This is a genomic window from Gracilibacillus salitolerans (assembly GCF_009650095.1).
GTDB lineage: Bacteria > Bacillota > Bacilli > Bacillales > Amphibacillaceae > Gracilibacillus > Gracilibacillus salitolerans.
Genome location: NZ_CP045915.1, coordinates 4,330,477 through 4,352,393 on the forward strand (window position 1 = coordinate 4,330,477; position 21,917 = coordinate 4,352,393).

Here is a 21,917-nt window from a genome sequence, read left to right on the forward strand (position 1 = left end):
TTCACCTTAATTCTATATTTACTACGGCAAGACCAATATTCATGATCATTGAAGCACTACATTATAATCTAGTATATTTAGATATAAAGGAGATGCAACCGATTTTAACCGCTCTTGATTACGTCATTAATGTAATCTGTCCACATTTTAATTATATCTTTTGGATAATATTTTTCTATTACTTTTTGTGCTTCTTCCCCGTACTGTTCAGCAACTTCCGGCCTTTCTATCAAAAATAAAATTGCAGAAGCTATTTTATCAACCTCTCCAGTAGGAACTATTAATCCATTCTTACCATTTTCTATAAGTAATTCTGCACCACCCGGACTACAATTGGTCGTAACAACTGGCAATCCCACCGCCATAGCCTCTATTAAAGCATTAGGTATACCCTCGTAATCTGAGGTGAGAACAAACATTCTAGAATTTTTTAATTTGTTTTTAACATCATTCACTTTTCCTGCGAAGAAAACATTATCTGACAAATTATATTCCTTAACCATCTCTTGAACCTTCAACAAATCAGGACCATCACCATAAAACACTAGCTTTATATCTCTATGTGTTTCAACTACTTTATAAAATGCCTTCACCATTACATCTTGCCTTTTTTGTTTAATATTAAATCTAGCAACAAACGCAATTTCATTTTTCTTACTTCCGGATGGTATGCGTTCCTCACGATCAATTGTTACAGGGTTTGGTATTACTATACTTTTTTTTCGAATTATTTCTTTATAATATTCCTTGGCACCTTCTGTTTGAAATACCGCTCCGGAAGCAAACCTATAAAAAGATCTCATAAAAGAGAGAGAGAGACTTTTTTCATTATAGGGATCGGATCTTTCACATATTATGACTGGGATATTTTTAAATGCTGCACTTAAAATAGAAAGAAAGTTTGAGTTATTTAGAAATGATATGATTAAATCTGGATTAGTAGCTTCAATAACTCTTCTCATCTGAAAAATCGGAAGTGTCTTTTTAGAATAAATGCTAGTTTGTGCTTTGTTTCCAGGTATATATTTAATTTCTTTATCTAAGAAGTAGTGATTATTATCACTTGCATAAGTATAAACACTAACCTGATAACCTAAGCGGTTAAGATTATTCGCAAGGAAAGAGAGCATCTTTCCTGCCCCACCATAGTTCATTAGAGATATTACAAATAAAATTTTTACCTTCAAAGAAAATCAATTCCCTTCTCCTAAAAGCTACTTAAAATAAATTTGATTTTTTGTTTATAAGAATTTATGGGGAATACTTTTATAAGACTTCTTAGCATATATTTTGTAAATAGTATAGGGTAATATATACATTAACCTTGATAAGATTTCCAAGTATTTAGTATTTTTTATAAATCTCTCACTTACATTATTTAAGCACTTACTAATGAAATTAGATGCCTTATATGCGAACCTTATGGGAACTGGTAAACTCGTTAGTAGATTTTTATCTTTTTTAATTTCATTCCAAATTGAGGCTCTATCATCAATTTGCACTTTTGCTCTGAAACCTGCATTTGAACCTCTTACCCTAAATCTAGTATAAACACCATTTACATACCCGATAGGATTATCCCTTGCGATATATCTATAGAAGGCACCATCTTGCCCATATCTTTTCTCAATAGGAAATCTAATATTACTATCTATTAGTATTTTTCTTAATATAACTACACAGGAAGTTTGTATTTTTAGAGATATAAAACAATCTATAAATATATTACCACTATAAATACTAGTATTTATAGATTTTGTCTTATTCGTGTTTTCCCAAAACATCTCATATGAATGCTGGCTCCAAATATAACCATTTGATTCCATTTCTGAAATTTGAATTGTTAGTTTATCTTTATCCCATATATCATCAGAGTCAAGAAAGGCTATATATTTCCCAGAAGATTTTTCTATTCCTAAATTTCTCGCAGATGCCGGACCGCCATTTTTTTTATTTATTATTATTATTGATGATCCGAATATATTTTTTACCTCTTCCATACTTTCTGAAGACCCATCATTTATGACCAAAATTTCTATATTTTTATAAGTTTGTTTTACAACACTATTAATAGCTTCTATAAGCCAATGCATTCCTGAGTAAAATGGTATTACTACACTAACTAAAGGTTGTTCCATTGATTATTTCCCCCAAACAACTCTGTTCACATAATCGGTATAAGATATGATTATTCTTAATACTTTTTCAGACACATTTGGCATGTTATAATCCTCTACCAATCTTAAAGTACATTTTTCTTGTGATTCTAGTACATCAAGTCCTTGTAACACTCTGTCTTTTCCTAAGCCAACCATCATTACAGACGCTTCTTCCATAGCTTCTGGTCTTTCGTGAGCTTGTCTTATATTAAGGGCTTTAAATCCAAGAATTGAAGACTCTTCACTAATTGTTCCACTATCACTAAGAACTGCTTTAGCTTTCATTTGAAGTTTGACATAATCATTAAATCCTAGAGGTTTCATAGTTTTCACTAATGGATTAAATTCGATCCCTTTGGACTCAATCACTTTTCTGGTTCTAGGGTGTGTACTCACTATAACTGGCATTGTATATTTTTCAGCAATTGCATTTAAGTTATCAATTAAATCTTGGAAATTGGCGTCTGAATTAATGTTTTCTTCTCTGTGAGCAGATACTACAAAATAGTTACCTTCTTCTAAATCCAGTTTTTCTAAAACTGTTGAATTCTCTATATCTTCCTTTCTTGAGTTAAGAACTTCAAACATAGGGCTTCCTGTTTTTATAATTCTATCAGATGGAAATCCTTCTCTGAGAAGATATTCTCTAGCAATATCACTGTATGTTAAATTAATATCCGCTGTATGATCTACAATTTTTCTATTTGTTTCTTCCGGGACCCTTTGGTCAAAACATCTATTTCCTGCTTCCATATGAAATATAGGAATATGACGTCTTTTAGCTGCAATAGCACATAAACAGCTATTGGTATCACCTAACACTAAAAATGCATTTGGTTCTACTTCTTCCATAATAGGATCAATTTTAACAAGTATATTTCCAATAGTTTCTACTGCCGTTCCAGTAGCTGCATTAAGAAAATAATCAGGTTTTTTTAGATTAAAATCTTTAAAGAACACTTCATTTAATTCATAATCATAATTTTGTCCTGTATGGACAAGGGTATGTTCTATTGCATTTGATTGTTCTAACTTATTAATAACTGCTGAAAGTCTAATTATTTCTGGTCTAGTACCAACAACGGTCATAACTTTTAACTTCTTCATCGATTATACCTCCAAATAGTAAGTATCTGGCTTCTCTGGATCAAAGAATTCGTTCGCCCACATAATAGTAACCATATCTGTATTTCCTAGATTTTCAATATTATGTGTATAACCTGTTGGTATGTCTACTACTTCTAATTTGTCACCACTAACAAAATATTCAATAATCTTATCTGAGTCAATTTTTCTAAAACGAATAACTCCATTTCCGCTCACTACTAGGAACTTTTCATTTTTTGTATGATGCCAATGATTACCCTTAGTTATACCAGGCTTAGAAATATTAACTGAAACTTGTCCTCTTTCTGGCGTCTTAATAAACTCTGTGAAAGAACCTCTATCGTCTACATTCATATTGAGGTCATAACTAAAATTATCTCTTGGTAAGTAACTAAGATAAGTACTATATAATTTTTTGGTAAAAGGATCAGACATATCTGGAACTGAACGTTCTTTTCGACTTTGTTTAAATGAATTAATTAAATTAACTATTTCTCCTAGAGTAATAGAATGAGTAACTGGTACTTCACAAAAGTCTCCAACTTTGTTTTCATTTCCATTCAGTCCATTTATTAACTCTTCTATTACATCATCTATATAGATTAGATTCATTAAAACTGATGGATCATTCACAGTAATCGGAAGATCATGTGCAATATTGTGACAAAATGTAGCTACCGCACTGTTATAATTAGGTTTACACCATTTACCGAAAACATTAGGGAAACGATATACTAATGCTTTTGCTCCTGTTTGATAACTGTATTCAAAGAGTAATTCTTCCCCTGCTTTTTTACTGAGACCGTAAGGGTTATCTATATTAGCTTGAATAGAAGATGAGATCATTACTGGGCAGTTGTTTTGATGCTTTTTGAGTGTTTCTAATAATGTTGACGTAAAGCCATAGTTTTCATCCATGAATTCAGACTGGTCTTTTGGTCGATTCACTCCAGCAAGATGAAATACAAAATCTGCATCTTTACAATAGTCATTAAGTAAAGCAAAGTCCTTTTCCCTACCATATTCAAAGATATCTGTATATTTTCGGTTGTTTAATTCTGCTACAAGATTTTTTCCAATAAATCCCTTAGCTCCGGTTACTAATATCTTCATTACTTATTCCAACCTTTCAATTCGTCTTGCACATATTCAAGCATCAATAATTTATCTTTAATAGCCTCAATATTTAACCTCTCTGTATTATGAGAGTTATATTCATCTTCAGAAGATAGCTTTTGATCTCCTTCTACGAAATATTTATCATAATTAAGATCTCTCTTATCCGCAGGCACTCGATAAAAACCACCCAAATCTTGTGCAACTACATGTTCTTCTCTAGTTAGTAACGTTTCATAAAGTTTCTCGCCATGTCGAGTTCCTATAACTTTTATCTCGTTATCTACATTAAATAGCTCCTTAATAGCTTGAGCTAAATCCCCAATAGTAGATGCTGGTGACTTTTGAACCATGATATCACCAGCTTCAGCATTCTCAAATGCAAACACTACCAATTCTACAGCTTCTTCAAGACTCATTAAAAACCTAGTCATACTTGGGTCTGTAACAGTTAATGGTTGTCCATTCTTTATCTGTTCAATAAATAAGGGAATGACAGAGCCTCTAGAAGCCATTACATTACCATAACGAGTACCACAGATCAGAGTCCTATTTGAGTCCACTGTTTTTGCTTTTGCTACAAAAACTTTTTCCATCATTGCTTTGGAGATTCCCATTGCGTTAATTGGGTAAGCTGCTTTGTCAGTTGACAAACAAATTACTTTCTCAACACCACTTTCTACCGCACCTGTTAGTACATTTTCCGTGCCGATTACATTTGTTTTTACCGCTTCTAATGGAAAAAACTCACATGACGGCACTTGTTTAAGTGCGGCTGCATGAAAAATGTAATCAACACCATGCATGGCGTTTTTCACACTCCCTAAGTCCCTTATATCACCTAAGTAGAATTTTAGGTTTTCATTTTTATAAAGTTTCCGCATATCATCTTGTTTTTTTTCGTCACGAGAAAAGATTCTGATTTCTTTTATATCTGTATCTAAAAATCTTTTCATAACAGCATTACCAAAAGAACCTGTACCACCTGTTATTAATAAAGTTTTATTTTTAAACATATAACTACCTCTCTCACTTAATAAAGTGTTTCTCTAATATATCGACCGAGTCCTCAACTTTTAAGTGTTTCAACATATATCTCCGGCCGTTTTTTCCTTTTACTAATAAGTCCTCACTATTTGCCATCTCTTTAATTCTTGCTACAAATGAATTAACATCCCCAGAATAAACCCATTCACCACATTGGGCATCAGCTATTAATTTTTTAAGGTCCGAAACATCGTCTGTTACTGCAAGAACTGGTTTTGCATATTCCATATATGACAAGATTCGAGATGGATAATTTGGAATTGTGAATCGTGGGTCAAGTACAATCAACCCTACATTACATTCTTTAGTAATCTGCTCATATTCATTTCTTGGTAAATTTTCAATTACAAGAGCATTTTTTATACTGTTATCTTTTATGGTCTGCTCTAACTTATATCTATCTGTTCCCCTTCCGACAAATAGAAAGAAGATATTAGTTTCATCCTTACAATACTGTACTGCCTTACACAGAATATCTATATACTGTGGCTTTCCCATATTACCACCAAACAAGAAAACACACGCATCCTTTGGAATACCATATCGTTCACGCATGGGAAATCCATTCTGTTCAGTATTATTAGCTATTTTTTTTGTGTTCGGGAAAATTTCTACTTTACTAGAATCTAACCAAGAATTGTGATCTAATATATATTTTTTATTAGCAGAAGACATGCATCCAATAACATCAGCAGTTTGATACAATCTTTTTTCTTTTCCTGTAAAATATTTAAATAAGAGACTATTACTCTTCATAATACCAAGATCAACTGCATTTTGAGGGAATATATCCTTAAGCATTAAATAAGCTGGGCATTTAAACTTTCTCTTAGCCCAAGCTACTAAACCTGCATTAGTTACAGGAGGGGCCTCAAAGAGAATAAAATCAAACTCTCGTTCTCCAATATACTTAGTAATACCTTGCTTCATCAACACTGGGATTTTCAAAGTAGTTATCCCCTTTTCAATTAAACCTACATCATAATAATTTCCAGTTACTATTCGAAGTACATCAAAGCCACGTTCTTTTCCTATTCCTGTCTTCTTTTTACTCTTTGCTTGCTCTGAGACAGCAACAGTTATTTCATGGCCAGACTCATGAAGAGCATCTGCTAAATCAGTATAAATTGTGGCACCCTTATCTGGTTCCGGGAACGAAGTGGCAATGTATAATACTCTCAATTAAATCATTCTCCTTATTTTCACTTAAAAGCCTTTTTACAGATTCCACAAATGATAAATTTGGTGACATTCTACTTGTTTACAACCAACATTATGATAAAAGTTAATTGCACCCATGTTTCGTACTTGGGTACCAACTTTAATTTCTTTAACACCTTGTTGGTGTGCCCCATATTCTACTGCCTTAAAGAGACTAGTCCCAATGCCACCTTTAGTCTCTTTCTTAGAAACAGCAATTAGCTCAATTACACATACATTATCTACATATGAAAATAATAAGAAACCATTTATAACGCCTATTTCATCCTTAGATAATGCATAAAACTTGTCCGGATTTCCAAAAGAATTAATAAGCCATTGTTGATAGACACGATCTCCACCTCGTTTAGCTAATTCAAGGTCCTCTGTAAATTTCGAGAACTTAAAATCTGCTATTTCAGTGATTTGATCATTTTTTTCTAATGCTTGGTGAATTGTTACGCTCTTTGGTTTTTCATCTAAACCTACTAGTTCTTTCTCAAATTGAATATTTATATCTGCTAAAAACGCTGGTGTATCTTTCCCAATAAACTGTGCATTAATAGGGTCAGAGTTTTTATTCACGATTGATATAAATTGATAATCTTTAAACCTAGTCTTTAATTCAGCCCATTCATTGAATGTAAGAGGTTTATGTAAAGTAGCTTTAGCACTTGTAACACCGAAAAACTCTGTATCCCATGCCAATTTATTGAAGGTCACTGCCTCTTCAAGATTTATCAAGAAAAATTCACCCCTTACCTTACATTCCTACATCCGTATTATTTTTTGAACTCGTACGCTTTTCAGTTACAAATACATCTTCACGCTTAAGAACAGATATGGTTGTTTTGAAAAATATTTTAATATCAAGCCACAATGAAAGGTGGTCTATATAGTAAATATCATTTTGAATTCTTTCTTTCCAAGGGATAGTGTTTCTAAAGTATGCTTGATTATATCCTGTCACACCCGGTTTAATTTCAAGCTTCCTTTCCTCGTTACCCTTATATAAATCACAATGTTCTGGTAAGTCAGGTCTAGGACCGATAATACTCATATCGCCTTTAATTATATTTAATAATTGAGGAGTCTCATCCAAACTTGTCTTACGGATAAACTTTCCTATTCGTGTTAATCTTGGATCATCTTCTGCATTAAAAGTTGAACCATCCTCATTTCTTAAGTCAGGAACGTTAATTTTCATAGAGCGTAGCTTATACATTTTAAAAACCTTTCCATCTTTGCCGAGACGGGGTGCATTGTAGAAGATTGTTCCTCGATCTTGAAAGTAAATAATCGGACCCAGTATTGCAAAGATAATAAGTAAAAGTGGCAGGGCAATAATAGCTAACAATAAATCAAACAACCTTTTGAAAAATCCCTTATACATTCTGCTCACCTACTTGGAACTCTACACTTTTAGTACCATGTAACACTTCTTTTAAAATATCACAAATATAATCAACGTCCTCATTGCTCAATAAAGTGTGGAGAGGAAGAGTAATTTCATTCTTGTATACATTAAAGGCATTTGGATAATGCTCAATATCAAACCCTAAATTCTTATACGCTGTAAACATAGGTAATGGTTTATAATGAACATTACATGTCACACCCGCATCCGCCAGCTTAATAATTATTTCGTTTCTCGCAGATTCTTCTATTCCGGGTATCCTTATTAGATAAAGGTGACCTGAAGAAGAAAAGTTGTCTCCAAAATGTTTTAATCTATTAATTCCTAGTGGTAATAGCGCTTTATCATACATTTCTACTATCTCTTTACGCCTTTTCATTAAGCCTTCATATCTTTTAAATTGAATCAATCCGAAACCAGCCACTATATCTGTCATATTACATTTGTACGCCGGATAAACAATATCATATTCCCAAGCACCTTTTTGTGTCTTGGCCAATGCGTCTTTTGACTGCCCATGTAAACTGTATAGCATGAATTGCTTATACAACCACTCATTGTCTAACCCTTCAACATTGCGCCAAACGACTGCTCCACCTTCTGCTGTGGTTAGATTTTTAACTGCATGAAATGAATAACAAGTAAAGTCTGCAACTTGTCCACATTTCATTCCATTTCTCTCTGCTCCAAATGAATGAGCAGCGTCAGTCATCACAATTACTCTATTAAATAGTTCTTGAAGTTCATTGTTTGCCCTAAATAGATTTTTCTTGCTTTCTACGGCTTTAAAGATTGAATCGTAATCACACATTCTTCCCGCTATATCAACCGGAATAATTGCTTTAGTCTTTTCCGTAATTGCTTCTGCAAGTTTTGAATAGTCCATTTCAAAAGAATTTGGAGCCGTGTCTACTAGAACAATCTTTGCACCAACATGGTCTATAATTGAAGCTGATGCTGTAAATGTATAAGCTGAAGTAATGACTTCATCTCCTGGCCCTATTCCAAAAATGCGAAGTGTAAGTTCCATTGCAGCTGTGGCAGAGTTAAGGCACACAGCTTTGTTTACACCAACATATTCAGCTATTTTCTTTTCAAACTCTTTCGTTCTAGGTCCAGTTGTAATCCACCCAGACTTCATAACTTCAATAACTTCTTCAATTTCCGCATCTGTTATATCAGGCGGAGAAAAAGGTATATTTCGGACTTGAGTTTGTTTCATATTAGTATTCCTCACTTTTTATTTTGGTATTTTACTTTGCTAATACTTCTTACAAAGGTTTTTAGTAGATTAACACTTAATTGGGAATCTTCGAATCTATTGTTCCAATCAACTGCTAAACCACTAGATTTGTTATCTATATCTAATAGCCAAATCGTGCCTTCTATGCAACACATTTACGCAAAGTAGCTCCTCCCCTTCACACTACAAAGCTACCCTAAACCTAGTTTCTTACTATTTTATATAACATTTAATAAATCTATAAAATTCACTGTAAGAGACTCAACCCCATACCCTGCAGTATTTATAGAGTTCACTCTAACTATGATAGTCAGTTTTTCATACATTCAATATACAAATAGAGAACAAGATGTCAACCGAATAAACCACAGCTGTTCCCTATAGAAAAATCATAACTAAGGAATACAAATATCAGAACCATCCTCAATATGGTCATGCTCACTACAATTAAATTCCCCACTTTGATAGGTAAATAATCCAGCTGTAGGACACAATGGATCACTATAATATTCAATAAAAAAATGTTTAAACACACTATCTAATTCAGTATTCTCTAATATCAACTGATCGTGTTAATTTTCCAACCCATAACTGAGTACTCTGCACACAAAGCTCTTCTTTATTTTTAATAAAATTTCCAATAATCGGGGCACTTATTGCTAAAAGAGTACTAAGCGAGACAATAGCAGTTAGAAGCTCTATAAAAGTGAATCAAAAATGTTTCCCGATACTATGTTTAAGTTCTTCTTCTAAATGCTTATGTTCTTAAGTAAATTAGCCCTAAGTGTCTGTCGCTACTAACCCGTGACCCTTAGGGTAATAATTTTGTTGTTTTAGTTTCTTTAAAAAAGAAGGGCATTAAACCCCACCTCACACTATACTAATGACGATAAACGCCTAATGCTCCGTAGACCCACAGCATAGCCGAGTACCTCCTTTGATAAAGGTGAGGGAGACAATACCTAAAAATATAGTTTGCAATATCTATCGTCGTACGATTATTGCGATACAATGTTTGCCATCAATTAGATAGGACCCTTTGATGAATTTTTCAACGATAAATAGCTTAGACATTTTTATTTTGCAACTTCCATCTCTTTTTTTCTCTGATCAGTATAGACAATATTCATCATTTGCTTTTTTAACTGTTCATTTCGCATCCCTCTAAAACGATTAATTAAGTCTAGAATTTGTTCTTCTTCCACTTCAACGGTTTTTCCAATATAAATTTTATCAAATACGGCTTTTGGATGTATCTCGTTCTCACCAAGCAATTCTTCATACATCTTTTCACCAGGACGCATTCCTGAAAACTTTATCGAGATCTCTTCTTCTGTATAGCCTGATAGTTTGATTAAGTTTTTCGCTAAATCTACTATTTTGACTGGCTCCCCCATATCTAAAACAAATATTTCTCCACCTCTAGCAAGAGTACCCGCTTGAATTACTAGTCTTGAAGCTTCTGGAATTGTCATGAAATAACGTGTCATATCCGGATGGGTCACCGTTATTGGTCCTCCTTGTTCGATTTGCTTTTTAAATAATGGAATCACACTACCCCTACTGCCTAACACATTCCCAAAACGCACTGCCACAAATTTGGTACTACTTTTCTTTGCGATATGTTGTACAACCATTTCTGCAATTCTTTTACTTGCCCCCATTACATTGGTCGGATTAACGGCTTTATCAGTAGAAACTAAAACAAAGGTATGAATGCCAAACACATCTGCCGCTTCCGCTACATTTTTCGTTCCGATAATATTATTTTTTACCGCTTCGTGAGGGTTGTATTCCATTAACGGTACATGTTTATGTGCTGCCGCATGATAGATGATCCTTGGATTATGTTCTTGTACAACCTCAAAAATGCGCTGTCGATCCTGCACATCTGCTATTATAGGTATAATTTCAATTTCATCTTGTTGGTATTTCTGCCTTAGTTCCATATCAATTGAATAAATACTAAACTCACCATGGCCAACTAATAATATTTTTGATGGTGTAAAACGCATTAACTGTCTACAAATCTCAGACCCTATTGAACCGCCAGCTCCAGTTACCATTACGGTATTACCTGTTACATACTCAGAAATTGAATTAATATCTAATTCAACTGGATCACGTCCCAATACATCTTCGACATCCACATTTTTCAAAGAACTTACTGATATTTTCCCTGATACGATATCTTCTATTTTCGGTACCATCTGTACTTTAACATTAGTACTATTGCAGATAGCTACTAACTCTGATAGTGCTCCATTTGTTAAGGATGGAATAGCAATTACAATATGATGAATTTCTAAATCTTTCGCTAAATCCGGAATCTCTTTCGTGTTACCCGCAACAGGCAAATCATAAAGTTGCATTTTATGTTTCGCCATATCATCGTCTGCAAATGCAACTGGTAAAAGATCTGTATGTTGCTGTTCATTCTTTAATTGTCTGGCAATCATCGCGCCAGCTGCACCAGCCCCAACAATCAATGTACGCTTTCTATTGGTCTTATCTTTCATATATTGATCGCGATAGACTCTCCAAACAAACCTTGAACCACCAATTAATATAATATGTAATAACCAAGTTACGATAAGTGCCCTTCGATAAATGGTGAAATCATTTGCTAAAAATTGAACAATCCCTGTCGCTACTATAGTGAAAGTGATTGCTTTTACGATTGCCATTAACTCCCCAATACTCGCATAAGCCCAAACTTTGTGATACAACTTATAGACAAACGCAAACAGATGGTGAAATAAAAGTAAGGCAATTGCCGTAATTGCCATAATTTCTAATTCACCAAATGAAGTGTTTGGGTAAACAATCCATGAAGCTATAAAAATCGCTGTACTAACAATGAGAGAGTCTAATAATATTAATAAGAAAATTCGTTGTTTATAACCCATTTGGGCCATCCCTTCCATCGTTCAAAATTATTGTTTTACCTTGCTTTCCACAGCTAATTGGTTAATAATTTTTTGCACTTCATCTCCAATTTCTTCATTTTGTAACGCAAATTCGATCGTTGTTTTGATGAAGCCTAGTTTTTCACCAACATCATAACGTTTACCTGCAAAATCATACGCAAATACACTTTGAGATTCATTTAATCTTTGAATCGCATCGGTTAATTGAATCTCACCACCAGCACCTACTTCTTTCTGTTCTAGATATTTGAAAATAGTAGGGGATAATACGTAACGTCCCATGATAGCTAAGTTGGAAGGTGCTGTTCCTGGTTCTGGTTTTTCTAAGAACTTATTTACAGAGTAATTATCACCATGCTGTTCCTTTGGATCAACAATTCCATAACGGTGTGTTTCATGCTCAGGAACCTGTTGTACACCAATAATTGATCCACCTGTACTTTCGTATTCATTAATTAATTGCTTTAGACATGGTGTTTCTGATTGAACAATGTCATCACCAAGTAATACCGCAAATGGTTCATCCCCAATAAATTTGCGTGCACACCATACAGCATGTCCTAATCCTAAAGGTTCTTTTTGTCTTATGTAGTGGATATCTACTTCTGCAGGTTGTTTTGTTTTTTCCAGTAATTCAAACTTACCTTTCTTTAGTAAGTTATCTTCCAATTCAAAGTTATGATCAAAGTGATCCTCAATTGCACGTTTACCTTTACCAGTTACAATAATAATATCTTCTATTCCAGATTCTATCGCTTCTTCTACAATATATTGAATCGTTGGTTTATCGACAATTGGTAAAATTTCTTTCGGCATCGCTTTTGTTGCTGGTAAAAATCTAGTTCCCAGTCCTGCTGCTGGAATGATCGCTTTTCTTACTTTTTTCATAATAGATAACAGTCCTCCAATATATATTTAAAACATTCAACTAAAATACACCTTTAAAAGTATACCTTAACACGTAGTTCTAAACAACTAAAAAATTCCCATAATCTTCTTTTTCTTAATTTTCTCTGGGACATCGCCTACTACATGATCCCCATTAACTAAGTATTGCGCATTTTCCATAAACCAGTAAACCAATGAAGCACCAAATTTATCTTTTATTACTCCATGTGCTTCTTGCATCGCAAAACCTCTACTCGTTATATTATGCGCATCAGATGCAATAAAATGCGTTAAATTTGCTTCTATTAATTGCAGGCTGAATTTCTTAATTTTTTTACCGAATTTTCCAGATATACTTGCTGCAGTAACTTGAGTTAAGGTTCCATTACTTACTAAATCATACAATATATCAGGGTTCTCGATTAGTTCTTTATTCCGCTCTGGATGCACAATAATCGGTTTGATTCCTTGCAGCTGTAAATCAAACATTAATTGTTTCGTATAACGCGGAACATGATTGGATGGAAACTCCACGAATAAATATCCACTTGTGTCATTTAGCGGTAGCAACTGTCCGTTCTGTAAGTCGTCTAACATATCTCCATTTATTCGTGTTTCTTGACCTGGAAGAATGGTAAGAGGAATAGCTTCTTCTTGTAATCTATCATTCAATTGATCTACTGCTACTAGTATATCTTCTTTATAGTTATCATAACTACCATTTAAGTGATGTGGTGTGGCAATAATCGTGTTGATTCCTTGTGATACGGCACTTTTCGCCATTTGCACACTATCTTCCATATGCTTCGCACCGTCATCCACACCAGGCAAGATATGACAATGAATATCGATCATATCAATTCATCGTCCTTTCTGATCAGATATCTATTATTTTTACGTCGCAATGTCATACTAAAGTATAACAGGAAACAAGCTAAATGAAAATAGAATTAATATAACGAGTTTTGTCGAAAGGGCTTTAAATTCTGTAAACTTTATCTAACTTCCCCAATTTATATAATACCGAACAGTTTCTTCTTTTTAATGCGGACCGGCTCTTCTCCTTGAACCATTTTATGATCCAAGATTAAACTCATGTTTTCACGTAATAAATACCACTGGTTGAAAGAAATGTTACGTTTTATCGTCTTCCACGCAGATTGTAAGTAATAACGCTTTGCTTCTGACGTGTCTGAACCAACAAAATGAACAAGATTACTTTTCACAAATTGTTGTGTTATTTTTTGCAGTTTCTTACCTTTCTTACCGACTATACTTTTAGCACTTACTTGTACTAATACACCATTCTTCACCATGCTGTAGAGATGATCATGATCCTCTTGTATCTGCAGGTTTTTTTCAGGATTAACAAACACAGGTTTATAGCCTTTTAATTGCAGTTCATAGCATAATTGTTTCGTATATTCCGGGATATGATCATACATTAATTCAATGAAAACATATTTGGGTACTGTACCATAAGTAATTAAACTGCCAGCCTCTAAATCTTCTTCCAGGTTTCCATAAATACGAATCGTTTGCCCAGGAATGATTTCCACGTCTATTTCTTCTTCTATTAGAAGCTGGTTGATTTTTTTAACTAGATTAATAATGGTATCTTTATTAATTTCTTGCTTTTCTTGTATGTACCTGGGTGCTGCAATGATTTTTCTTACTCCTGCTTTTTCTGCTTCCTTCGCTATTGCAATTGACGAGGGAATATTTGCTACACTTTCTCGATTAATTGGAAGAATATATGGATTGATATCCAACATAGGCACCACCCTTTCCTGTTATCTCATCTATACATACTAGACCTTAGTCCCATTATATGTAAATAATAGCATATTCATTGTTTGTTGGAAAGTAATAACATTATGTCCCCACTTTATATACATTAGTTAAACAATCTTATTTTATGGGGATTCATTAATAAAAAAATACCTTTCGACCATTTTATTTAGTCGAAAGGTATTTATTAGTTTCCGTAATAGTAATAGTGACCTTTTTTCTGCTCTCGGTCGTTTAGGACGACACCTAATAGTTTTGCATTACCAACATCTAATAATTCTTTTGCCTTGGTGGCAGCATCGTATTCTGTCTGATTACTACGAACGACCATTACCGCACCATCACAAATATTAGCGAGGATTTGTGCGTCGGTTACTGCTAAAACAGGTGGTGTATCAAAAAGCACTAAATCATAATCTAAACAGGCATTGGAAATGAGGCTCTCCATTGCTTTAGATCCTAACAATTCAGAAGGGTTCGGAGGAATTGGGCCACATGTTAATAAATCCAGTCCTGCTACATCACTGCTTGTGACAGAGTCTCTTAATTCTGTTTCACCAACCAGTACACTGCTTAATCCTTTGCGATTATCAATCCGAAATGTGTAGTGAAGAGTTGGTTTACGCATATCCGCATCAATTAGTAGTACTTTCTTTCCTTGTTGAGCAAACACGATCGCCAGGTTTGCCGTTGTTGATGACTTCCCTTCTGAGGGCCCTGAAGATGTCACAAGCATTGTTTTAAGTTCCCCATCTACAGCTGAGAATTGCAAGTTCGTTCGAATCGTTTTATATTGTTCCGATATTGGAGAACGCGGGTTCATCTTGGTAATTAAGTGTCTTACATTCTTTAAGTTAGACTGTTTTTTTCCTCTGGCCACTAACGCTCCCCCTCTCGATTTTTTGATTGATAGAAACGGGCTTTCCCATTGTCATCATATCTTTTTCTTCAATATGCGAGACTACTCCGAGAATCGGTAATTCCAGTTTACTCTCGACATCTTGTTCAGTTTTAATTGTATTATCTAAATATTCAAACAAGAATGCTAAACCTACCCCAACCATTGCCCCAAGCACGATAGCAATTGCGATATTAAGCAGTGGCTTCGGATTCACAGGTGTCGGGTTTGCTGGTACAACTGCCTCAGATAAGATACTCACGTTGTTAACGTTCATTAATTCCGGAAGATCTTCACGGAAAACTTCCACTGTTGTGTTCGCAATATCTGCCGCAACTGCCGGATCATAGTCTGTTGCTGTTAAAGTAACAACCTGAGAACCCTCTTCATTTGCTAAAGATACTTTTTCACTCAATGCTCCTGTTGAGATCGTTAAGTTCATTTCGTCTACGACTTGATCTAAAATTCGATTACTTGTAATTATTCCTTTATATGTATTGATAATTTCAACATTGGATCGAATTTGGTTAAGATCGACATTATTGACTTCGTTCGTATCTTGAGTGACAATAAATTGTGTACTAGATTGATAGGTTGGTGTTAAAATAAAAAAACTAATGATAGCACTGACACCGGCAGCACCAACAATCAATAATATAATCAGTAATAAACGTTTTTTCAGGACTTCAAAAATCTCTTTCAGTGATATCGTTTCTTCCATTATTCGTTACCTCCGCATATAGTTCTTTCAGATGAATTCTATCGATAAGATTGTATACGATCACACCATAAACGAAATTATAACATAAACCGTTTTTATTTGTCATAATAATCTTGTGATTTTTAAGAATTTCTTTGCAATAATTGTAAAATGCAAAAAAAGAAAGCCTATGTAACCTATTTACACAGGCTTTTCTTCATTAAGATACACGAAACCATTGATTTTTTAGCGCTGTGATCACAGCATTCGTTCGATCAGGGACTTCTAGTTTTCTTAAAATCGAGCTGATATGGTTTTTTACCGTTTTGTCGGTGATATATAATTTCTGGCTGATGCGATTGTTACTATATCCTTGTGTCAGGAGTTCCATTACTTCCCATTCACGATTGGTGAATACTCCGACTGGTCGTCTTTCTTTACGGCTATGGATTTCACGGTAATCTCCTAATAAAATCTGAGTTAGGTCTTCATGAATATAGTTTTGTCCGGACATGATCTTTTTAATAGCATGAACAAGTTCTTCTTTCTCCATTCCGTTAAAGAAGTAACCATTAAGGTCCATTTTAAATAATTCTGTTAGATCTGGATGTTGGGGATCTTCTGTCCATACAATAATTTGCTTGTTGTTTTTTATGTATGTGTTAATTAAACTTATGGTATCTATATCCGTATCAATATCAATGATGAGCAGGTCGATAATATAGTCTCGGAGTTTCCCTTGTTGTTTCGGTTCAACCGCAATGATATCATAAGTTCTAAACTCATTAGAAAGTACTCCCACTAAACCTTCTCGATAGATAGAAGCTTCTTTCACTATCGCTATACGCATTGATATTTCCTCCCGTTTCCTTTTTTAAATTAAAAAGGCTATTTCTATAGTGTAGAAATAGCCTAAAACAACTTAGTTATATGGTTGAGTAATTTAGGTAACCAGGCGATCATAGGTAATTGTGATTATACACCCCCCCTTAGACCCTAGGCTTTGCGTCCTGCTTTTTCAAGAAGTTTGCCTTTTTCTTACTATTCAATTCTTTATTAATATAATACCGTTTACCTATGTTTATTTCAATAATCAGGGAGAGATATTTTCAAAAATAATCTATTAGACTCATTATAAGGGAATTAATTGGTAATTATTAAAGTATACGTACCTACTCATTATTGTTTTCTCTTGTCGAAAAATAGATTATATTGTCATTTAGCGGATGCATAGTTCTTTATGCTTTGACATATTTTCACAAAATACTAGCTAATTTGGAAAGTTACTCGGGGGATTTATGTCGAATAAGCAAACTTTAGGATTAATACCCCCAACTATAAGGATATAATCCAGACAGAAGCTGAACAAGATATACACAAACTCTGCTTTTCTCTCACATAAACCATATAAAACCTTATCTGTAGATGATCTAATTATCCTATATGGTTAAATTAATATAGTTTTTTATCTCTCTTGACTATATTAATCAATTGATTAATAATGAAGGTGATTTTAATTAAACGATTGATTAATTACAGAAAGGAACTTCTATTATGAATGTTGCAAATAGCAAAAAAGCACGCGGGAGACCTTTTAAAGATAAAGAAGTAGCAAAGAGGCAACTTTTAGGCTCTGCTACAAAGCTTTTTTCCACAAAAGGTTTTGAAGAAACAAGTCTCCGCGAAATTGCTTTAGATGCAAATGTGAATATGGCTCTAGTGAAGTACCATTATGGTTCCAAGTTAAATTTATGGAAGGAAGTGATATCAAAACTCTCCGAGAAGGTGCTAGAAGTTAATGAATTCACTTTGGAAGAAGTCCGTGATGATGCTGATATGAGAGCTTTGTTAGTTGAATTGTTTGACAAGATGGTTGACATGAGTTTCGAACATCAGGAGTTCAGTTTATTTATCATTAATGAAACCGTTCAACAAGGTGAAAGATTTGACCATTTATTCGATAAGTTAATCAAGCCTTTTCACGATCAATCTTATCCTTTCATTGTAAAAGGAATGGAATTAGGTATTCTTGAAGACCAGCATCCAGAAGAACTCATTGTCATGTTATTGTCATCTGTCTCATACCAACAGGCTGTCCCACATCTTATAGGGCAATTCACCAATGTAATTAAAGATGAAGAGAAATGGAAACAAGAAATCAAACACAGTTTAAAAGTAAACTTTATCAAATAATACCATAACTCATCTCATGAAAGGGTGTTTCAAATGGAAAAAACGACTACTATCCCTCAACCGAAAACCTATGGTCCGCTTGGTAATATCCCATTAGTAGATAAAGATAAACCAGTTTTATCCTTTATGGAACTAGCGGAAGATTACGGTCCCATTTTTCGACTTCAAACCCCAGGAAGTACCACCATTATCGTTTCTGGCCATGAACTAGTAGAAGAAGTCTGTGATCAATCACGGTTTGATAAAAGTGTTGAGGGGGCTTTAGCAAAGGTTCGTGCCTTCAGTGGAGATGGGTTGTTTACCAGCTGGACCCACGAGGCTAACTGGAATAAAGCACATAATATTCTCATGCCTACATTCAGTCAGCGGGCAATGAAGGATTACCATGCCAAGATGGTTGATATTGCCACACAACTTGTTCAAAAATGGACACGCCTGAATCCAAATGAAGAAGTGGATGTCCCCGCAGATATGACCCGTCTTACCTTAGACACGATCGGACTATGTGGTTTTAATTACCGCTTTAACAGTTATTATCGTGAGACCCCACACCCTTTTATCACCAGCATGGTTCGTTCTCTCGATGAAGCGATGCACCAATTACAGCGACTGGATATACAAGACAAACTAATGGTGAGAACAAAGCGCCAATTTCAGCATGATATTCAATCCATGTTTTCTTTAGTAGATAATATTATTACTGAACGTAAAGCCAATGGAAACCAGGAAGAAAACGACTTACTTTCCCGTATGTTAAATGTGAAGGATCCGGAAACAGGCGAAAATCTAGATGATGAAAATATTCGTTACCAAATCATCACCTTTTTAATTGCCGGGCATGAGACTACAAGTGGATTATTATCCTTTGCACTTTATTTCCTACTGAAAAATCCAGATAAATTGAAAAAAGCCTATGAAGAAGTAGACGAAGTATTAACAGGCCCCACTCCAACATATAAACAAGTTCTACAGCTTAAGTATGTTCGAATGATTTTAAATGAATCGTTACGTCTATGGCCTACTGCACCAGCATTCAGCCTTTATGCAAAAGAAGACACAGTAATTGGCGGGAAATACCCAATTAAGAAAGGGGAAGATCGTCTTACCGTTCTAATTCCACAGCTACATCGTGATAAGGCTGCATGGGGAGACGCCGCCGAAGAATTCCGTCCTGAACGGTTTGAAGACCCAGAAAAAGTCCCTCACCATGCTTATAAACCATTTGGAAATGGTCAACGGGCATGTATCGGTATGCAGTTTGCCCTTCATGAAGCTACTCTCGTACTGGGAATGCTTCTTCAACATTTTGAATTTATCGATGACCAAGACTATCAGCTTGATGTGAAGCAAACATTAACACTAAAGCCAGGCGATTTTAATATTAGAGTTCAATCTCGTAATCAATCTTCTGCCATTGCACCAGTAGTAGAGACGCCGGATGATGATGAGCAAGTCGAACAAAAGAAAGTGGCTTCTGTTTCTGGACTTAATGATCGTCCACTACTTGTTCTTTACGGCTCTGATACAGGAACAGCAGAAGGTGTTGCACGAGAGTTGGCGGACACGGCTAGTTTACACGGTGTTCAAACAGAAGTAGCACCTCTTAACGATCGAGTCGGAAATCTGCCTAAAGAAGGGGCAGTTCTTATTGTGAGTTCCTCTTATAACGGAAATCCGCCAACCAATGCCGGTCAGTTTATACAATGGCTAGAAGAATTAAACCCAGGTGAGCTTACTGATGTCCATTATGCGGTGTTTGGCTGTGGAGACCTTAACTGGGCCAGTACCTATCAGCATGTCCCAAGAACAATCGATGAACTGCTTGCCCAGAAAGGAGCAACCCGGTTCTCAGCACGTGGAGAAGGGAATGTCAGTGGAGACTTTGAAGAGCAGTTCGACCAATGGAAAAGTAACATGTGGTCGGACGCGATGAATACTTTCGGATTAGAACTCAATGAAAATATAGAAAAAGAACGGAATACATTAAGCCTTGAGTTTGTCAGTGGACTTGGAAGTTCCCCGCTTGCTCGCTCGTACGAAGCAGTGAATGCGACAATTGTAGAAAATTATGAGCTCCAATCTGCTGACAGTGATCGAAGCACACGACATATCGAGATTGCCTTACCGCAAGAAATTACTTATCAAGAAGGAGACCATCTCGGAGTGCTTCCTCACAACAGTGAAGAAATTGTCAACCGTGTGGTACAGAGATTTAAGTTAAACGAAAATGATCAAGTAATGCTCTCAGCAAGTGGGCGAAACGTAACACATTTACCACTTAATGTGCCTGTTAGTATACATGATCTTCTTAGCCATAGTGTGGAATTACAAGAAGCAGCAACCAGAGCTCAAATAAGAGAATTGGCATCTTTTACTAGTTGCCCTCCGCACAAACATGAATTAGAACATTTAGTGGAAGATGGAATTTATCAGGATCAAATATTAAAGAAACGTATTTCCATGTTAGATCTTCTCGAAAAATATGAAGCATGTGAAATGCCGTTTGAGCGTTTTTTAGAACTTCTTCCTGCACTCAAACCGCGTTACTATTCTATTTCAAGTTCAGCACTCGTTGCCAAGGATCGCCTAAGCATTACTGTCAGTGTTGTAAGTGGACCTTCATGGAGTGGACTAGGAGAATATAAAGGGATCGCTTCTAACTATTTAGCTCAATGTAACATTGACGACAATATAGCTTGTTTTATTCGTACTCCGCAATCTAATTTTCAGTTGCCAGAAAATCCAGAAACTCCAATTATTATGGTTGGACCAGGAACTGGGATTGCACCATTTCGAGGTTTCTTACAAGCTCGTCGTATTCAAAGACAGAAGGGGATAAAGTTGGGAGAAGCTCACTTATACTTCGGGTGTCGTGATCCTAAGCAAGATTATCTTTATCGTCAAGAATTAGAGAAAGATGAAACGGATGGTTTAACATCATTGCACACAGCCTTTTCTCGCTTAGAAGGGCAGCCTAAAACATATGTACAGCATTTAATGAGACAAGATGGAGTTCCATTAATTTCATTATTAGATAATGGAGCTCACCTATATGTATGTGGTGATGGTAATCAAATGGCGCCCGATGTAGAAAATACGCTTTGTCAGATTTACCAAGAACACCATAGTGTTAGTGAACAAGAGGCAAAAGATTGGTTGGAGCAGTTACAACGTGAAGGACGGTATGGGAAAGATGTTTGGAGTGGGATTTAATTACTAAGTTTATAG

At 35.1% G+C, this 21,917-nt stretch carries 18 protein-coding genes and 1 riboswitch; of the genes, 2 read left to right on the forward strand and 16 right to left on the reverse strand.

The window, feature by feature from the left end; translation table 11 throughout:
- Positions 1-104: 104 nt before the first annotated feature.
- The 16 genes from GI584_RS20420 to GI584_RS20495 form a co-directional block, all read right to left on the reverse strand.
- On the reverse strand, positions 105-1,187 hold the full coding sequence (locus tag GI584_RS20420; protein WP_194842062.1) for a glycosyltransferase: 1,083 nt from the start codon (positions 1,185-1,187) through the stop codon (positions 105-107).
- Positions 1,188-1,241: 54 nt separating this feature from the next.
- Positions 1,242-2,138 (reverse strand): glycosyltransferase family 2 protein, encoded by an 897-nt coding sequence (locus tag GI584_RS20425; protein ID WP_153792435.1) that lies wholly within the window; start codon positions 2,136-2,138, stop codon positions 1,242-1,244.
- Between the two features lie 3 nt (positions 2,139-2,141).
- Complete coding sequence (wecB, locus tag GI584_RS20430; protein WP_153792436.1) at positions 2,142-3,266, reverse strand: non-hydrolyzing UDP-N-acetylglucosamine 2-epimerase; 1,125 nt, start codon at positions 3,264-3,266, stop codon at positions 2,142-2,144.
- Positions 3,267-3,269: 3 nt separating this feature from the next.
- A complete protein-coding gene (locus GI584_RS20435; protein WP_153792437.1) occupies positions 3,270-4,379 on the reverse strand; it encodes a capsular polysaccharide biosynthesis protein CapF in 1,110 nt (369 codons plus the stop codon).
- Positions 4,379-5,398 (reverse strand): polysaccharide biosynthesis protein, encoded by a 1,020-nt coding sequence (locus GI584_RS20440; RefSeq protein WP_153792438.1) that lies wholly within the window; start codon positions 5,396-5,398, stop codon positions 4,379-4,381. Before GI584_RS20440 ends, GI584_RS20435 begins: the two co-directional genes overlap by 1 nt.
- A 13-nt stretch (positions 5,399-5,411) precedes the next feature.
- Entirely contained in the window at positions 5,412-6,611 is a 1,200-nt protein-coding gene (locus tag GI584_RS20445) for a glycosyltransferase family 4 protein (protein WP_153792439.1), read from the reverse strand.
- 36 nt (positions 6,612-6,647) lie between these two features.
- A complete protein-coding gene (locus tag GI584_RS20450; RefSeq protein WP_153792440.1) occupies positions 6,648-7,373 on the reverse strand; it encodes a GNAT family N-acetyltransferase in 726 nt (241 codons plus the stop codon).
- A 19-nt stretch (positions 7,374-7,392) separates the two neighbouring features.
- Complete coding sequence (locus GI584_RS20455; protein WP_153792441.1) at positions 7,393-8,022, reverse strand: sugar transferase; 630 nt, start codon at positions 8,020-8,022, stop codon at positions 7,393-7,395.
- Positions 8,015-9,268, reverse strand: a complete 1,254-nt coding sequence (locus tag GI584_RS20460; protein WP_153792442.1) for a DegT/DnrJ/EryC1/StrS family aminotransferase — start codon at positions 9,266-9,268, stop codon at positions 8,015-8,017. The genes GI584_RS20455 and GI584_RS20460 overlap by 8 nt, the downstream gene beginning before the upstream one ends.
- Before the next feature lie 1,097 nt (positions 9,269-10,365).
- Entirely contained in the window at positions 10,366-12,198 is a 1,833-nt protein-coding gene (locus GI584_RS20465) for a polysaccharide biosynthesis protein (protein WP_153792443.1), read from the reverse strand.
- Positions 12,199-12,225: 27 nt separating this feature from the next.
- Positions 12,226-13,107, reverse strand: a complete 882-nt coding sequence (gene galU, locus GI584_RS20470) for a UTP--glucose-1-phosphate uridylyltransferase GalU (RefSeq protein WP_153792444.1) — start codon at positions 13,105-13,107, stop codon at positions 12,226-12,228.
- 87 nt (positions 13,108-13,194) lie between these two features.
- Positions 13,195-13,962, reverse strand: coding sequence for a tyrosine-protein phosphatase (locus tag GI584_RS20475; protein ID WP_153792445.1), 768 nt, complete (start codon positions 13,960-13,962; stop codon positions 13,195-13,197).
- Positions 13,963-14,120: 158 nt separating this feature from the next.
- Positions 14,121-14,882: a CpsB/CapC family capsule biosynthesis tyrosine phosphatase gene (locus GI584_RS20480; RefSeq protein WP_153792446.1), complete on the reverse strand. Its 762-nt coding sequence runs from the start codon at positions 14,880-14,882 to the stop codon at positions 14,121-14,123.
- A gap of 203 nt (positions 14,883-15,085) precedes the next feature.
- Entirely contained in the window at positions 15,086-15,778 is a 693-nt protein-coding gene (locus GI584_RS20485) for a CpsD/CapB family tyrosine-protein kinase (protein ID WP_100359040.1), read from the reverse strand.
- A complete protein-coding gene (locus GI584_RS20490; RefSeq protein WP_153792447.1) occupies positions 15,753-16,517 on the reverse strand; it encodes a YveK family protein in 765 nt (254 codons plus the stop codon). The genes GI584_RS20485 and GI584_RS20490 overlap by 26 nt, the downstream gene beginning before the upstream one ends.
- A gap of 199 nt (positions 16,518-16,716) precedes the next feature.
- Positions 16,717-17,346: a LuxR C-terminal-related transcriptional regulator gene (locus tag GI584_RS20495; protein ID WP_153792448.1), complete on the reverse strand. Its 630-nt coding sequence runs from the start codon at positions 17,344-17,346 to the stop codon at positions 16,717-16,719.
- 93 nt (positions 17,347-17,439) lie between these two features.
- Positions 17,440-17,538: riboswitch (cyclic di-GMP riboswitch) on the reverse strand.
- A 512-nt stretch (positions 17,539-18,050) separates the two neighbouring features.
- Here GI584_RS20495 and GI584_RS20500 point away from each other — a divergent pair.
- The gene (locus GI584_RS20500) at positions 18,051-18,689 is read left to right on the forward strand and encodes a TetR/AcrR family transcriptional regulator (RefSeq protein WP_153792449.1); all 639 of its coding nucleotides are present in this window, start codon (positions 18,051-18,053) and stop codon (positions 18,687-18,689) included.
- A 33-nt stretch (positions 18,690-18,722) separates the two neighbouring features.
- Positions 18,723-21,902: a bifunctional cytochrome P450/NADPH--P450 reductase gene (locus GI584_RS20505; protein WP_153792450.1), complete on the forward strand. Its 3,180-nt coding sequence runs from the start codon at positions 18,723-18,725 to the stop codon at positions 21,900-21,902.
- Positions 21,903-21,917: the final 15 nt, after the last annotated feature.

Coding starts and splice junctions, on each gene's coding strand:
- GI584_RS20425 (WP_153792435.1), bottom strand. CDS start 2,138: ATGGAACAACCTTTAGTTAGTGTAGTAATACCATTTTACTCAGGAATG.
- wecB (WP_153792436.1), bottom strand. CDS start 3,266: ATGAAGAAGTTAAAAGTTATGACCGTTGTTGGTACTAGACCAGAAATA.
- GI584_RS20435 (WP_153792437.1), bottom strand. CDS start 4,379: ATGAAGATATTAGTAACCGGAGCTAAGGGATTTATTGGAAAAAATCTT.
- GI584_RS20440 (WP_153792438.1), bottom strand. CDS start 5,398: ATGTTTAAAAATAAAACTTTATTAATAACAGGTGGTACAGGTTCTTTT.
- GI584_RS20455 (WP_153792441.1), bottom strand. CDS start 8,022: ATGTATAAGGGATTTTTCAAAAGGTTGTTTGATTTATTGTTAGCTATT.
- GI584_RS20460 (WP_153792442.1), bottom strand. CDS start 9,268: ATGAAACAAACTCAAGTCCGAAATATACCTTTTTCTCCGCCTGATATA.
- GI584_RS20465 (WP_153792443.1), bottom strand. CDS start 12,198: ATGGGTTATAAACAACGAATTTTCTTATTAATATTATTAGACTCTCTC.
- galU (WP_153792444.1), bottom strand. CDS start 13,107: ATGAAAAAAGTAAGAAAAGCGATCATTCCAGCAGCAGGACTGGGAACT.
- GI584_RS20475 (WP_153792445.1), bottom strand. CDS start 13,962: ATGATCGATATTCATTGTCATATCTTGCCTGGTGTGGATGACGGTGCG.
- GI584_RS20480 (WP_153792446.1), bottom strand. CDS start 14,882: ATGTTGGATATCAATCCATATATTCTTCCAATTAATCGAGAAAGTGTA.
- GI584_RS20490 (WP_153792447.1), bottom strand. CDS start 16,517: ATGGAAGAAACGATATCACTGAAAGAGATTTTTGAAGTCCTGAAAAAA.
- GI584_RS20495 (WP_153792448.1), bottom strand. CDS start 17,346: ATGCGTATAGCGATAGTGAAAGAAGCTTCTATCTATCGAGAAGGTTTA.
- GI584_RS20500 (WP_153792449.1), top strand. CDS start 18,051: ATGAATGTTGCAAATAGCAAAAAAGCACGCGGGAGACCTTTTAAAGAT.
- GI584_RS20505 (WP_153792450.1), top strand. CDS start 18,723: ATGGAAAAAACGACTACTATCCCTCAACCGAAAACCTATGGTCCGCTT.